13 protein-coding genes are annotated in these 13,226 nt (G+C 73.4%); 10 read left to right on the top strand and 3 right to left on the bottom strand.

Features of this window, described 5'->3' with window-relative positions:
* The first annotated feature begins 2 nt into the window (after positions 1–2).
* From ACZ607_RS12685 to ACZ607_RS12655, 7 genes are all read left to right on the top strand, one after another.
* Positions 3–1,355, top strand: coding sequence for an O-antigen ligase family protein (locus ACZ607_RS12685; protein WP_469734588.1), 1,353 nt, complete (start codon positions 3–5; stop codon positions 1,353–1,355).
* Positions 1,352–2,974, top strand: a complete 1,623-nt coding sequence (locus ACZ607_RS12680; RefSeq protein ID WP_469734586.1) for a lipid II flippase MurJ — start codon at positions 1,352–1,354, stop codon at positions 2,972–2,974. Before ACZ607_RS12685 ends, ACZ607_RS12680 begins: the two co-directional genes overlap by 4 nt.
* Positions 2,964–3,734 carry a polysaccharide deacetylase family protein gene (locus ACZ607_RS12675; protein WP_469734584.1) on the top strand — a complete coding sequence of 257 codons (771 nt, stop codon included), beginning with the start codon at positions 2,964–2,966 and terminating at the stop codon, positions 3,732–3,734. Before ACZ607_RS12680 ends, ACZ607_RS12675 begins: the two co-directional genes overlap by 11 nt.
* A complete protein-coding gene (locus tag ACZ607_RS12670) occupies positions 3,731–4,885 on the top strand; it encodes a glycosyltransferase (RefSeq protein ID WP_469734582.1) in 1,155 nt (384 codons plus the stop codon). Before ACZ607_RS12675 ends, ACZ607_RS12670 begins: the two co-directional genes overlap by 4 nt.
* Positions 4,882–5,550, top strand: a complete 669-nt coding sequence (locus ACZ607_RS12665; RefSeq protein ID WP_469734580.1) for a YveK family protein — start codon at positions 4,882–4,884, stop codon at positions 5,548–5,550. The genes ACZ607_RS12670 and ACZ607_RS12665 overlap by 4 nt, the downstream gene beginning before the upstream one ends.
* Positions 5,547–6,713 carry a GNAT family N-acetyltransferase gene (locus ACZ607_RS12660; protein WP_469734578.1) on the top strand — a complete coding sequence of 389 codons (1,167 nt, stop codon included), beginning with the start codon at positions 5,547–5,549 and terminating at the stop codon, positions 6,711–6,713. The genes ACZ607_RS12665 and ACZ607_RS12660 overlap by 4 nt, the downstream gene beginning before the upstream one ends.
* A gap of 110 nt (positions 6,714–6,823) precedes the next feature.
* Entirely contained in the window at positions 6,824–7,105 is a 282-nt protein-coding gene (locus ACZ607_RS12655) for a chaplin (protein WP_469734576.1), read from the top strand.
* An 82-nt stretch (positions 7,106–7,187) separates the two neighbouring features.
* Here the strand turns inward: ACZ607_RS12655 and ACZ607_RS12650 are convergent, their stop codons facing one another.
* Together ACZ607_RS12650 and ACZ607_RS12645 are read right to left on the bottom strand one after the other, a co-directional pair.
* Positions 7,188–8,048 (bottom strand): tyrosinase family protein, encoded by an 861-nt coding sequence (locus tag ACZ607_RS12650; RefSeq protein ID WP_469734574.1) that lies wholly within the window; start codon positions 8,046–8,048, stop codon positions 7,188–7,190.
* 12 nt (positions 8,049–8,060) lie between these two features.
* Positions 8,061–8,540, bottom strand: a complete 480-nt coding sequence (locus tag ACZ607_RS12645) for a tyrosinase family oxidase copper chaperone (RefSeq protein WP_469734571.1) — start codon at positions 8,538–8,540, stop codon at positions 8,061–8,063.
* Between the two features lie 191 nt (positions 8,541–8,731).
* On the opposite strand from ACZ607_RS12645, the gene ACZ607_RS12640 reads away from it, so the two are divergent.
* The 3 genes from ACZ607_RS12640 to ACZ607_RS12630 all read left to right on the top strand — a co-directional run bounded on the left by ACZ607_RS12640 (position 8,732) and on the right by ACZ607_RS12630 (position 11,618).
* Complete coding sequence (locus ACZ607_RS12640; RefSeq protein ID WP_469734569.1) at positions 8,732–10,021, top strand: cytochrome P450; 1,290 nt, start codon at positions 8,732–8,734, stop codon at positions 10,019–10,021.
* A 111-nt stretch (positions 10,022–10,132) separates the two neighbouring features.
* Positions 10,133–11,329, top strand: coding sequence for a glycoside hydrolase family 26 protein (locus ACZ607_RS12635; RefSeq protein ID WP_469734567.1), 1,197 nt, complete (start codon positions 10,133–10,135; stop codon positions 11,327–11,329).
* A 19-nt stretch (positions 11,330–11,348) separates the two neighbouring features.
* Entirely contained in the window at positions 11,349–11,618 is a 270-nt protein-coding gene (locus tag ACZ607_RS12630) for a hypothetical protein (RefSeq protein ID WP_469734565.1), read from the top strand.
* 157 nt (positions 11,619–11,775) lie between these two features.
* Here the strand turns inward: ACZ607_RS12630 and ACZ607_RS12625 are convergent, their stop codons facing one another.
* Complete coding sequence (locus tag ACZ607_RS12625; protein WP_469734563.1) at positions 11,776–13,188, bottom strand: hypothetical protein; 1,413 nt, start codon at positions 13,186–13,188, stop codon at positions 11,776–11,778.
* Positions 13,189–13,226 lie beyond the last annotated feature (38 nt).

Below are 13,226 nucleotides of genomic sequence, written 5' to 3'. Positions count from 1 at the left end.
CCGTGACACTCACCGTTACCGCGGTACCGGCCGTACCGGCCGTCGAGGAGCAGGCGCCCCCTCACCGGTGGGGCGGTCTGCGGCCGCTGCTGCCGCTGATCGCGACGGTCCTGCTCGTGGCCGTCCCGTCCGGCGACGGTGAGGCCGGGGCGCTGGCCGGCGTGCCGGTGGCCGATCTCCTCTCGGGCGCGGCGGTCCTCGTCTGCGTGGCCGTCCTGCTGTTCCTGCGGCGGCGCCCGCTCACTCCGGCGGCGGCGCTCGTGCTGGGGCTTCCGGCCGTGGGGCTCGCCCTGGCCACGGTCACCGCGGCGGACCCGGCGGCGGCCCTGCCGGGGTTCGTGCGGTATCTGCAGATCTTCGTCCTCGTGCCGGCCGCCGTCCTCCTCCTGGTCAGGGACGCCTCGGGGTTCCGGGCCGTCGCGGGCGCGCTCGTCCTGCTGGCGGCCGTCCAGGGGGCGGTGGGGGTCCACCAGTACGTCACGGACACCGGCGCCTCGTACATGGGCGAGACCCTCCGCGCGGTCGGGACGTTCGGCCCCGGCGACGTCATGGGGATGGCGACGGTCGTCGGCTACGGCGTGGTGGCGGCCGTGGCGTACGCGCTCCGCGCCTCCACCCGCACGGTGAAGCCGTGGGCCGCCGTGACCGCGGCACTTCTGCTGGTCCCGCTCACGCTCTCCTTCAGCCGGGGGGCGTGGATCGCCACGGCGGCGGGTGCCCTCGCCGTGATCGCGCTCACCGGGCTCCGGCAGGCCGTACGCGCCCTGGCGGTGCTGGGCGCGGCCGGGGTGGTCCTGGTGGGCGGTTTCGGCGTCGGGTCCGAGATGATCTCGCAACGGCTCACCAGCATCACCGAGGTGACCAGCGCGCCCGACCGCTCGGTCAACGACCGCTACACCATGTGGGCCGCGGCGGCCGGGATGTGGCGCGAACACCCGGCGGCCGGTGTCGGCCTCAAGGGCTTCCCGGCGCACCGGGACGGGCACGCCTCGATCGGTCTCTCCTCGGGGAGCGACACGGCGGGCGCCGGCCAGGAGTTCCGTAAGCAGCCGCTGCTCTCCCCTCACAACATGTATCTGCTGGTGCTGAGCGAGCAGGGGCTCATCGGCTTCACGGCGCTGGTGGGCTCCTGGGCGGCGCTCCTGGCCGGCGGGGTGCGGAGGCTCGTGCTCGCGCGGGCCCGGGGGTCGGCGGCCGTGGACTGCGGGCTCGCCGCCGTCGGGCTGATGACCTGGCAGACCGTCGACTTCCTGTACGCGGACATCGGGGGCCCCTCCACCGTCCTGACCGGGATCGTGCTCGGCCTCGCCGCGTGGTGGGCGCTGGCCGGTCCCGAGGAGGCGACCGCCGCGTGAGCAGCACCACCACCGACCAGGCCGCGGACGCACCCGCGCCTGGAACGACCACGCATGACGCTCCGGTACGGCCCGGGAGCTTCCTCGCCCGGGCGGCGGGCGGTGCCGCCGGTCTCACCGTGGTCGCCGCCCTGCTGGGACTCGTACGGGACCAGGCCGTCGCCCGGCTCTTCGGTGCCAGCCACGCCAGCGACGCGTTCCTGATCGCCTGGACGGTGCCGGAGATGGCGGCCACGCTGCTCATCGAGGACGGCATGGCGCTGCTGCTGGTGCCCGCGTTCAGTCTGGCGCTGACCCGGCGGGCCGCCGGGGGCCATGCGCAGGACCCGGTCCGCGTCCTGGTCGCCGACACCCTGCCCCGGCTGTTCGCCGCGCTGGCCTGCGCGGGCGGGCTGCTGGTCTGGGGCGCCCCCTGGGCCGTCGGCGTCCTGGCGCCCGGGCTGGACGACCCCCGGCTCGCGGTGGACTGCACACGGCTGACGGCCGTCACGGTGCTCACCTTCGGCGTCACGGGGTACTTCAGCGCGGCGTTGCGGGCGCACGGCCGGTTCCTGGGCCCCGCCGGTGTCTACATCGCGTACAACATCGGCATCATCGGGATGACGCTGGCGCTGCACTCCGTCTGGGGGGTACGTGCCGCGGCCGCGGGCGTCGCCGTCGGCAGCCTGCTGATGATCCTGACGCTGCTGCCCACGTTCGTACGGCTGATGCCGGGGCGGAGCGGGAAGCCGGCGGTACGGGAGCGGGATTCCGGTTCCGCCCTTCTCGGGGCGACGGTCCTGGTGCCGGTCGTCCTGTTCGTGGTGAGCCGTCAGTCCCAGGTCTTCGTCGAGCGGTTCCTCGCCTCGTCCCTGCCGGACGGCGCCATCTCCCATCTCAACTACGCGCAGAAGGTCGCGCAGCTTCCGATGGTGCTGTCCATGATGATCTGCACGGTGACGTTCCCCGTCGTCGCGCGGGCCATGGCCGCCGGGGACCGGGAGGGCGCCCGGCGACGCGTCGAGCGGGATCTCGCCCTGGCCGGGACCGTGGTGCTGCTGGGTACGGCGACGGTGCTCGGCTGTGCTCCCCTGATCGTCGAAGTCCTCTTCCAGCGCGGCGCGTTCGACGCGGCGGACACCGCCGCCACCGCCGGTGTCATGCGGGTCTACGCACTCGGCCTGCTCGGCCACACCCTCGTCGGCGCCCTGTGCCGGCCGTTCTTCTCGGCCGGCCGTCCCACCTGGTACCCGCTGGGCGCGATGGGCGCCGGGCTCCTGGTCACCACCGTCGTCGGCGCGCTGCTCACCGGCCCCTTCGGCGTGAACGGCATCGCGGCCGCCAATGCCGTCGGCATCAGCACGGCCGCCCTGCTGATGCTCCTGGGACTGGGCAGCCGGGCCGTCGCCGTACGGACCGGGGCCGTGGCCCTCTCCCTCGCGCGCCCGGCCGCCGCCGCGGCCGTCGCCGCGGCGGCGGGCCGGCTGGCCACGGAGCTGGTGCCCGGGGCGGTGCCGGGTCTGGCGGCCGGCTGCCTCGCCGTACCCGTGGCGTTCCTTCTGGCCGGGTTCGCGCTCCGGATGCCCGACGTCGTTCATCTGCCCGCACTCATCCGACGGAGGTTCCCTCATGGCCGCTGACACCTCGGCACCGCGTGCCCGGACGCCCCGCCTCCGGACCCGGCCGTGGATCCTGACCTATCACTCGGTGAGCGATCCCACGGACGATCCGTACGGCATCACCGTCTCCGCCGACCGGCTGGACGAGCAGCTGACCTGGCTGCGGCGCCGGGGCCTGACCGGTGTGGGGGTCGCGGAACTGCTGCGGGCGCGGGCCGAGGGCAGGCGCGGGCTGGTCGGCCTCACCTTCGACGACGGGTACGCCGACTTCCTCGACGAGGCGCTTCCGGTGCTGCTCGCCCACGGGTGCCGTGCGACGGTGTTCGTCCTGCCCGGCAGGCCCGGCGGCTCCAACGCCTGGGACCCGCTCGGCCCGCGCCGACCGCTGCTGACCGAGGAGGGCATCCGTACGGTCGCGGCGGCCGGTATGGAGGTCGGCTCGCACGGCATGCTCCACCGGGATCTCACGGCGCTGTCCGGCGAGGAGCTCCGGGAGGAGACGCACGGCAGCCGGGACGCGCTGCACCGCCTCGTCCGGCAGGCGCCGGCCGGCTTCTGCTACCCGTACGGCACGTCCGACCGGCGGGTGGCCGCGTCCGTGCGGGAGGCGGGATACGCCTACGGGTGCGCTCTCGCCCCCGGTTCCCTGGCGGGGCCGTTCGCCCTGCCCCGTACGCATGTCAGCCACGCCGACCGGGGTGCGCGGCTGCGGGCCAAGGAGATCAGGCACCGGCTGCGGAACCGCACCGCCGACGCCACGGGGCCGGGTGACGCGGGATGAGAGCACTGCACGTCATCACCGGTCTCGGCGTCGGCGGGGCCGAGCAGCAGCTGCGCCTGCTGCTGCGCCATCTGCCGGTGCGCTGCGACGTCGTGACGCTCACCAACCCGGGGGCGGTCGCGGAAGGGCTGCGCGCCGACGGTGTCCGGGTCCGGGATCTGGGGATGCGCAGCAACCGGGACCTCGGCGCCGTGCCCCGGCTGGCGCGTCTCATCCGCCGCGGCTCCTACGACCTGGTGCACACGCACCTCTACCGGGCCTGTGTCTACGGCCGGATCGCGGCCCGCCTGGCCGGGACCACCGTGGTGTCGACCGAGCACTCGCTGGGGCGCGCGGAGATCGAGGGGCGGCCGCTCACCCGTGGCACCCGGGAGCTCTATCTGCGCACCGAGCGGCTGGGGGCGGCGACGGTCGCCGTCTCCCCCACCGTCGCGGGCAGACTGCGCGACTGGGGGGTGCCGGCCGCGCGGATCCATACCGTGCCCAACGGTGTGGACGTGGCCGCCTTCCGGTTCGACGGCGCACGACGACGGTCCACCCGGGCCGCGTTGGGGCTTCCCGGCACGGCGTTCGTGGTGGGCGGTGTGGGCAGGCTGGTCCCCGGCAAACGTTTCGACCTGCTGATCCGTGCCGTCGCCGCCCTCCCCGGTGCCTGGCTGGTCCTGGCCGGGGACGGGCCGGAGGCCGTGGCGCTGCGCGCGCTCGCCGCCCGGCTCGGCGTGGCCGGCCGCGTCAGGTTCCTCGGCGAGTGCGGCGCCCCGGGAAGCACCGCTCCGGACGTCCCGGCGGTGCTCAGCGCCGTCGACACGTTCGTCTCGGCGTCCCGCGAGGAATCCTTCGGTCTCGCCGTCGTCGAGGCCCTGGCGGCCGGACTGCCCGTGGTGCACGCGGCCTGCCCCGCCGTCGAGGACCTCCCGGCGGACCAGGCGCCGGGGGCCGTCCGCTTCGGTTGCGCCTCCGGTGCCGGCGATCCCGTCGACGAGCTGACGGCCGCGCTGCGCCACCGGATGGAGAGCGGCGCCCGGAGACTGCCGCCGCCCCCCGCCGTCGCCCACTACGACATCAGGCTCAGCAGCCGGCGCCTCATGGACGTCTACGCACAGGCCATCGACACCCCCACCGTCACCCCGACCGAGAGAGCACTTTCATGACCGAGTCGCCCGAGCAGCAGCCGGCCGTCCCCGGACGGCTGCGCAGGCTCCGCCCCCCATTCGTACGGCCCACCTGGTGGCCCCTGCCGGCCTGTGTCCTGCTCGGAGCCGCCTGCGGGTTCTCGTACGGCATGCTCGCCCGGCCCGAGTACGCGGCCACCAGTTACGCCATGGTGACCGCGGGCAAGGGCATCGATCCGGCCGCCGCCCTGGGGTACGCGCAGTCGTACGGGCGTCTGGCCACCAGCGATGCCACCCTGTCGTACGCCAAGGGCGCCGCCGGGGAGCCCGTACGCGAACTCCGCGCGCACGTACGGTCCGAGACGTCCCCGGACTCGCCCATGATCGCGGTCACCGGTACGTCCGCCGACCGCGGCCGTGCCGCGGACATCGCCAACGCGGTGACCGAGGCGGTGGTGGTGAGCAGTGGCCACGTCGCGAAGGACACCGGTGTGAAGCTGGTGAAGTTCTCGCACGCCGTGCCGCCCGTCGATCCCGTCTCCCCCTCCGCGCCGCTCGGCACGGCCGTGGGCGCCGCCGCGGGCGGGCTGGTCGGCGGGCTGATCCTGCTCGTCCGGCCCCGGCCCGGACGACGGGACGTGACGGCCCAGGTACCCGGCCCCTCCCAGGGCGGGACCACCGGCGAACGGGAGCTCGTACGATGAACATCGACCGCCGTGGACGGCTCACCGTGACTCTGTGCAGGGACCTGCCGGACTTCGTGGACCTCGCCCCGGAGTGGAACGCGCTGCACCGCGGGTGCCCCACCGCCACTCCGTTCCAGAGCCACGCGTGGCTCCACTCGTGGTGGCTCTCCTACGGAACCCCCGGCCGGCTCCGGGTCGTCCTGGTGCGCAGGGCCGGACGGCTGATCGGCGCGGCACCGCTGATGCTCGTGCACCGTCCGATGCCGCTGCTGGTGCCGATGGGCGGGGCGATCTCCGACTACTTCGACATCCTGGTGGACGGCGAGGACACCGAGGCGGCGGTCACCGCGCTGGAGCGCGGGCTCCACCGCGCGGCCGCGCACACCGTCGTGGACCTGCGGGAGGTCCGGCCCGACGCCTCGGCCCATCTGCTGTTCGAGGCGTGGTCCGGCGCACGGAGCAGCCGTACGGACTCGACCTGCATGGAACTGCCCGCCGAGCCCATCGACGCACTCATCGGGCGGATGACCGGCTCGCGCGCCCAGCGGGTCCGGGCCAAGCTGCGCAGGGTCGACGCCCTGGGCATCGAGTGCCGCACCGCGCCCGTCCACGGGGTGGCGGGCGCGATCGGGACCCTGCTGCGGCTCCACGAGCTCCAGTGGCTCGGCAGAGGCGTCAACCCGGAGCACCTGCGGCCCCGGTTCTGCGCGCATCTGGTGCGCTCCGCCCGCCGGATGGTCCGCGACGGCGAGGCCTCGGTCAGGGAGTTCGTGCTCGACGGCGAGGTGGTGGCCGCCGATGTGTCGTTCCGGTCGGCGCGGCTGACCGGGGGGTATCTCTACGGGGCCGACCCGAGGCTCAGGGAGACGAAGGTGGACGTCTCCTCGATGCTGCTGCGCGAGATCGCGCGGGAGGCCGACGGCCTGGACCGCGGTGTGCTGAGTCTGCTGCGCGGCTCGGAGCAGTACAAGAGCCACTGGGGCCCGGTGCCGGTCGTCAACCGGCGTCTGCTGCTGGCCCGTTCCTCGCTGGAGCCGCTGCTGCGGCTACGCGAGACACAGGTGAACGTCCGGGAGCGGACGGCCGCGACGGTGAAGTCCCGGCTTCCCGCGGCACGGGAGTGGCGCGGCCGTCTGAGCGAGCTGCCCGCGGCCGGGGCCGCACTGATCGGCCGGAGTTGAGCCGTGATGATGACTTTTGAGTCGATCCGTTACCGTCTGTCGACTTTCGCGTTGTCAGGGCATACCGGTCGCACACACGCGGCCGGCTTCAACCCCCTCAAGGAGAACTGATGTCGCGTATCTCGAAGGTGGCCGCCGTCATGGCAGGTACCGGTGCCCTGATCGCCGGCGGCGCCGGCATGGCTACCGCCGACTCCGGGGCTGAGGCCGTCGCGGCCCACTCCCCCGGCGTCATTTCGGGCAACGCCGTCCAGGTGCCCGTCAACATCCCGGTCAACGTCTGCGGCAACACGGTCAACGTGATCGCCCTGCTGAACCCGGCGTTCGGCAACACCTGCGCGAACGTCTCGGACAGCCACGAGGACGAGGGCGACTACGCCTACGGCCACTGATCCCCCCGAGGCACCGTCCGGGCCCCCTTCCTCCACGTTCGCCGCGGAGGGAGGGGGCCCGGTCCGCTTCGGCGTGTGCCGCTCAGACGTACCGGTAGAGCCGGCTGTGGTCCATGAGCTGCGAGGGGGCCACGTCCCACGGCGGCATGGGCCGGTCGAGCGCGAAGATCCGGTCCCGCTGCGGATCGCCTTCGGGGAGCGCCCGGGCCGGGAGGTAGCGGGAGCGCGGGTGCGCCTTCTGCCAGCGGGTCCACAACAGGTCGATGAAGGCGTGGTGCAGCCAGAAGACGGGATCGTCGGGTGACGCGGCGCCCGCCATCGACCCGCCGATCCAGCGGTGCACCCGGTTGTGGTTTCCCACCCCGCGGCCCCCTCTGATGCCCCAGCCCTCGATCCGGTTCCGGAAGCCGGTGGTGCTGACGCTGTTCCAGGGCTCGGTGTCGTACACCGGGTCGCTCAGCGCACGCTCCACGTCCGCCGCCGCGGGCAGGGTGACGGGCGAGGAGGGCCTGCCGAGGTTGCGCCGCAGGAAGGGGTCGTCGGTGACCCCGGCGCGGATACGCCAGTTCCCCTGCCGGTAGGCGAACGGACCGGTCATCACCTGCCGGTCGCCCGGCCTGCCGTTGCCGCCCAGGAAGTCCTCCGCCCAGAGGGACGAGCTGGCCTTGTTGTCGCGCGTCCAGTCCCAGTACGGGATCGACACACGGGGATCGACCGCCCGCAGCGCCTTCTCGAACTCCAGCAGATATCGGCGGTGCCAGGGGAAGAAGGACGGGGTCATATGGGCGGGCCGTGGCCTGGTCTCGGCGTCGGTGACGTAGTACTGCCGGTGCAGGCTCACGAAGTCGTCGTAGCGGCCGGTCCGTTTGAGCTCCAGGATGGCGTCGACCAGACGCTTCTTCTCGGTGCGCGTGAGGTCACGCTGGTTCTTACGGCTGTACACGCGTGCTCGTCCTTAGGCTCGGATGGTGTGCGGGGAGGCGGCCGACAGCTGGGCGGGGCCCAGTTCGTCGACCGCCGCGCGGGCCGTCTCGAGGAGGGTGGGGAACGACTCGTAGTGGTTGACGGTGCTGAGATAGCTCCCGTCGGCGCGCCTCATCACATGCAGCGGCCTCCCGTCGACGCTGACCTCGGTGCCGGTCTCCGCTGCGGCGGCCCCGGCCTCACCGGCGTGCGGCTGTGCGCCGGCCGGCACCATGGGCGTCACCGTGCCCCGGATCTCGCGGCCCTTGTACAGCTCGGAGAAGCGCTCCGGTCCCACCGCGCCGCGCTCCCGGTCGGTGCCCGTGGATCCCTGGGGCCCGAGGAGGACCGGGGCGAGCGCGCCGCCGGTCCCGGCGATCACGGCCGCGGTGAAGGCGGTGCGCAGCACCGCGCGTCGGGCCGGCCGTGGGGCGCCGGCCGGCTCCGCCCTCGTACCGTCGTTCGGGTTCATGGGGGTGTACCTCCCTCTCGTGCGCTCCTGCGAGGTGTCTCGCTCGAGTGGGCAACGAGACGGTGCGCGAACGGTTCTCATCCGCAGGACATCACGCGACCGTGGGAATTCCGTGGCTCTGCCCGGCCGTGTCGGCCCCGTGGAGCGGCCGGCCGGGTCAGCATGGCGGTCCGAGCTCCCGGAGGTGGTGCATGAACGCGCCGACGCAGGTGTCCACGGTCCGCGTACGGGGAACGACCGGTGCCGATCTGGCCGATCCGGCGTTCTGGCGGCTGCCGCGGCACGCACGGCTGTCCGCGTTCGCCCGGCTGAGGGAGCTCGACGCACCGGTCCTCTTCACCCCTCGTACGGGCTCACGCACGGCCTTCTACGCGGTGGTGAGGCACGCGGACGTGAAGTCGGCCAGCCGGCAGCCGCAGCTCTTCGCCAGCGCACCGGGTGTCACCACTCCGGAGCCGGCGCCCTGGGCCAAGGCGGTCTTCGGCAACTCCATGGTCAACATGGACGGCGCCGAGCACGCGGGGCTGCGCAGGACCATCTCCCGCGCGTTCACGCCGAGACTGCTCGCCGCCGCCGAGGAGAACATCGGTGCCGTCGCGCGGCGGCTGGTGGACGAGGCCGCCGCGGCGGGGCCGGGTGACTTCATGCGCGCGGCGCCCTCCCGCATGCCGTTCGAGGTGATCTGCGACCTCATGGGCATCCCCGAGCGCCACCGGGCCCGGATCGCCGCGCGCATCGACCACGCCTCGGAGTACGTCGGGGTCCAGCGGCGGGGCCGCGCCCGGCTGCGGATCCCGGGGCGCGGGCTGCGCTCGCTGGCGCGCATGCAGCTGGAGATGGCCGGCATCGCACGTGAGCGCCGCCGCGTCCCGGCGGACGACGTGATCTCCGCTCTGGTCCGTGCCGACGTCGGCGGGCAGGCGCTGTCCTCGCGTCAGCTCGGCGCGTTCTTCTCGCTGCTGCTCGTGGCCGGTGTGGAGACCACACGGAACGCGATCGCCCACGGGCTGGTCCTGCTGACGGAGCACCCGGAGCAGCGGGCGCTCCTGGAGTCCGACTTCGACCGTTACGCCGACGGCGCGGTCGAGGAGATCGTGCGGCACTCGACACCGATCATCCAGTTCCGCCGGACGGTGACGGCGGAGTGCGCGCTCGGTGGCCGCACCTTCGTGCCCGGGGAGAAGGTCGTCCTCCTCTACGCGTCCGCGAACCGCGACGCGTCCGTGTTCGACGAGCCCGACGCGTTCGACATCACCCGGTCGCCCAATCCGCATCTCGGATACGGCGGCGGGGGCCCTCATCACTGTCTGGGAGCGCATCTCGCGAAGCTGGAGCTGAAAGCGCTCTTCCGCGAAATGCTCACACGGCTGGGAAATGTCCGGGCCTCGGGAGAAGCCGGTCTGGTCGATTCGAATTTCGACAACCGCGTCGGCTCCCTCCCCTTCACCTTCGACAGATGTCACCCGAACGGGCCGCTATGAGCGGGCGCGTGTCGCGAATGGTCTATTCACGGGCGGTCCCGGAGCCCATTGTTGAATCTTTCTCCTTAGGGTCGGCAGGGTCGGAGTAAGGCCGCAATCCAAGGAGGAGCCGTGCCCGTACAGCGCCGTCTCATCAATTTCGGCGTCGGGGCGACCGCGCTCTGCCTCCTCGTCGGCGGTGCGGTCCTCACCGATCGCGACGCCGTGGACACCCAGGCCGACAAGGGAGCGGCCCAGCGGGTCCCCGAGCCGGGGACGACGACCGCCATCGGCGCCTATCTGGACTACGGGCCGAAGGGCGTCCAGCGGATGGGCGAGCTCTCGCGCTGGCTCGGCGGTACGGAGATGCGCGTCGGGCACAGTTATCTGCCGGGCGACCTGTGGGAGAACATCGAGGGCCGCCCCGGGTTCCTCGCCTCCTGGGCGGCCTGGCGGAAGGCGGCCGAGGACCGGATGTTCGTGCTCAACACCCCGATGCTGGAGCGGAACGAGGAGCACGTCTCCGACGGCGAGGTGCGCGGCCTGCTGCGGGACGGCGCCGAGGGCCGGTTCGACGAGCACTTCCGGCGTCTGGCCGAGCGGCTGGTCCTGCTCGGCGTGCCGGACACCGTGATCGTCCTCGGCTGGGAGATGAACGGGACGACGTACACGCACCGGTGCGGTCCCGACCCCGTCGCCTGGAAGGCGTACTGGAATCGCATCGTCACCACGATGCGGTCGGTGACCGGCCAGCAGTTCCGCTTCGACTTCGCGCCGAGCAGGGGGCGGGACGCCGTTCCCTGGACGGAGTGCTACCCGGGCGACGACGTCGTGGACATCATCGGCATGGACTCCTACGACCAGCCTCCGGCGCGGGACTTCGACGAGCAGGTGAACGAACCGTACGGCCTGCAGAAGCAGGTGGACTTCGCCGCGGAGCACGGCAAGCCGATCTCGTTCCCCGAGTGGGGGCTGTTCCGCAACGGCGACAACCCCGAGTACATGCGCCGTATGCTGGAGTGGATCGAGCAGCACAAGCCGGTGTACCAGACGATCACGGACTACTGTCCGCACGGGGTGTGGCAGTGCTCCGAGAACCCGGAGTCCTCCCGGGTGTTCCGTGAGATGTTGAGCGGCCTGCCGAACGCCACGGAGCCCTCGGCGCCCGCTCCCGACCCGAGCGGGACTCCGACGGCGCCCAAGCCGGACAAGCCGACGCCTACGGTGCCCACGCCGGACACGAACGGCTCCGGATGGTGCTTCACGGTCCCGCTGAGCGAATGGTTCGGCCAGTGGCTGAGCGACCGCGAGTTCTGCGTACGCGGCTGAGGTACCCGAGGAGCGCGGCATGCGGGTGGCGGTGGCGGGCGGGACCTGTGTGGTCGGCCGGCCGGTCGTGGAGGAACTGGCCGCGGCCGGACACGAAGCGGTCGTCCTGGCACGGTCGCGCGGTGTGGACCTCGTCTCCGGCGAGGTCCTCGACGCGGCCCTCGCCGGCGTGGAGGCGGTCATCGATGTGAGCGGCAGGAAGGCGTCCAGCCGGGGCAGGGCGGAAGCGTTCTTCGGCTCGGTCAGCCGCAATCTGCTGGACGCGGGTGCAGGCTGGTGGTGCCGGTGAGGCTGCCGGGTGCCGTGGGGGCCGCCATGGCGGGGACGGCCAGCTGCCGTCCGGGGCGGGGCCCCGGGGCAGCCAGACGTTCGACGAGTGGCTCGCCGGTGCGGTCACCCGGGGAGTGTGACGGAGCCCTGTCCCGGTGCCGGGCCGCCGCTGTCGCTCACCACCCGGTCCACAGCAGATGGTTGACCAGCAGGGCGACGGCCGCCTGGGCGGCGAGCCAGCCGCGCCGGCCGGGGCCGGGAAGGAGGGCGGCGGCGGGCATCAGCCAGACGACGAAGGGCTGCCAGATGCGCTCCGTCTCCGCCTTGCTCATCCCGGACAGGTCCGCGGCGGCCAGCGCCAGGAGCGCCGCGAGGGTGAGGAGCGCGAGCCGCTGGGCCGCCGTGGTGGTGTCCGGGCGGACTCCGCGTACGGCGGCGGGGGCGGACACCGCCGCGCGGCGCAGACCGGCGACGGTGGCGAGGCCCGCGGCGAGTGTGGTGCAGGCGAGGTTCGCCCAGACCCAGTAGGAGTAGGGGCGGGTGCCGCCCGCGCCCTGGTAGTAGCGCTCGACCAGCTGGTGGTAGGCCTCCCACCAGTTGAAGCCCGCCAGGGTGAAGGCCACGGGGGCGACCAGGGCGCCGAGGGCGAGAAGGGCGAGCGGGCGAGCCGTCCGGGCCAGCACGAGGACGGCCCCCAGCAGGACCGCGATGAGCGTCAGACCGTAACTGAGGTAGCAGGTCAGACCGAACAGCAGGCCCGAGCCCAGCGCGGCTGCCCCGGGGTACCTGGCCGTGCGGGTCGCGGCGAGGGCCAGCAGCGCCACGGACCACGCCGCGACGGCGGCGAAGTAGCCGTCCGCGGAGGTGCCGGTCCAGACGGCGAAGGGGGCGAGGACGAGGAACGGGGCCGCGCGCCGGGCGAGGTGCTCGTCCGTCAGGGCGCGCAGCGCGACCAGGACGGCCACCGCGGCCGAGCCGCCGAGCACGATGCACCACATGCCCGCCCAGGCGCCGCCCCCGAGTCCGGCCCGGTCCAGGCCGACGAAGGTGAGGGTGGCGCCCGGCGGGTGGCCCGCGACGTGGGCGGGCCAGTTGCCCGGCGGGCCGATGACGATGTGGTCGGTGAAGCCGCGCAGGGCGGCGCCGATGTCGTCGAACCGGTCGATCACGCGGAGGTATTCGTGCTTGGTGGTCAGCCTGCGCGCGATCCCCCGGTACCAGCCCTCGATGAGGGCGAGCGAGAGGATCCACGCCACCGAGCCGGCCCAGCAGGTGAACAGCAGCCGCCTCCAGGGGAGCCGGGCCGCGAGCCGTGGCCCGTAGGCGACGACCGCCACCGCCACCGCCACGGCCGCCGGGGTTCCGGGGCCGAGATGCGGGTCCCAGGACGCCAGGAGGGGCGGCCACTGGACCTGAAGGCTGCCGTCGCCCTGCTGGATCACCCAGCCGATCCCTATGGCCGCGGCCACCAGCAGAACCCCCGCGGCTGCCGCCGTCAGATCCCGGCGGCGGCCGGCGGGTTCGTCGGTGCGGGCGGGTACGGGGGCTTCGGGGGGCCGGACGCGGTCGCTTCGTTCCTCGGTCGTCACCCGGGCACGCTACGCACCGGTCGGGCCCGGCGGCGGAT

It is taken from the genome of Streptomyces sp. NPDC104381 (assembly GCF_055583745.1).
This window is presented reverse-complemented; position numbering and strand designations above follow the sequence as displayed.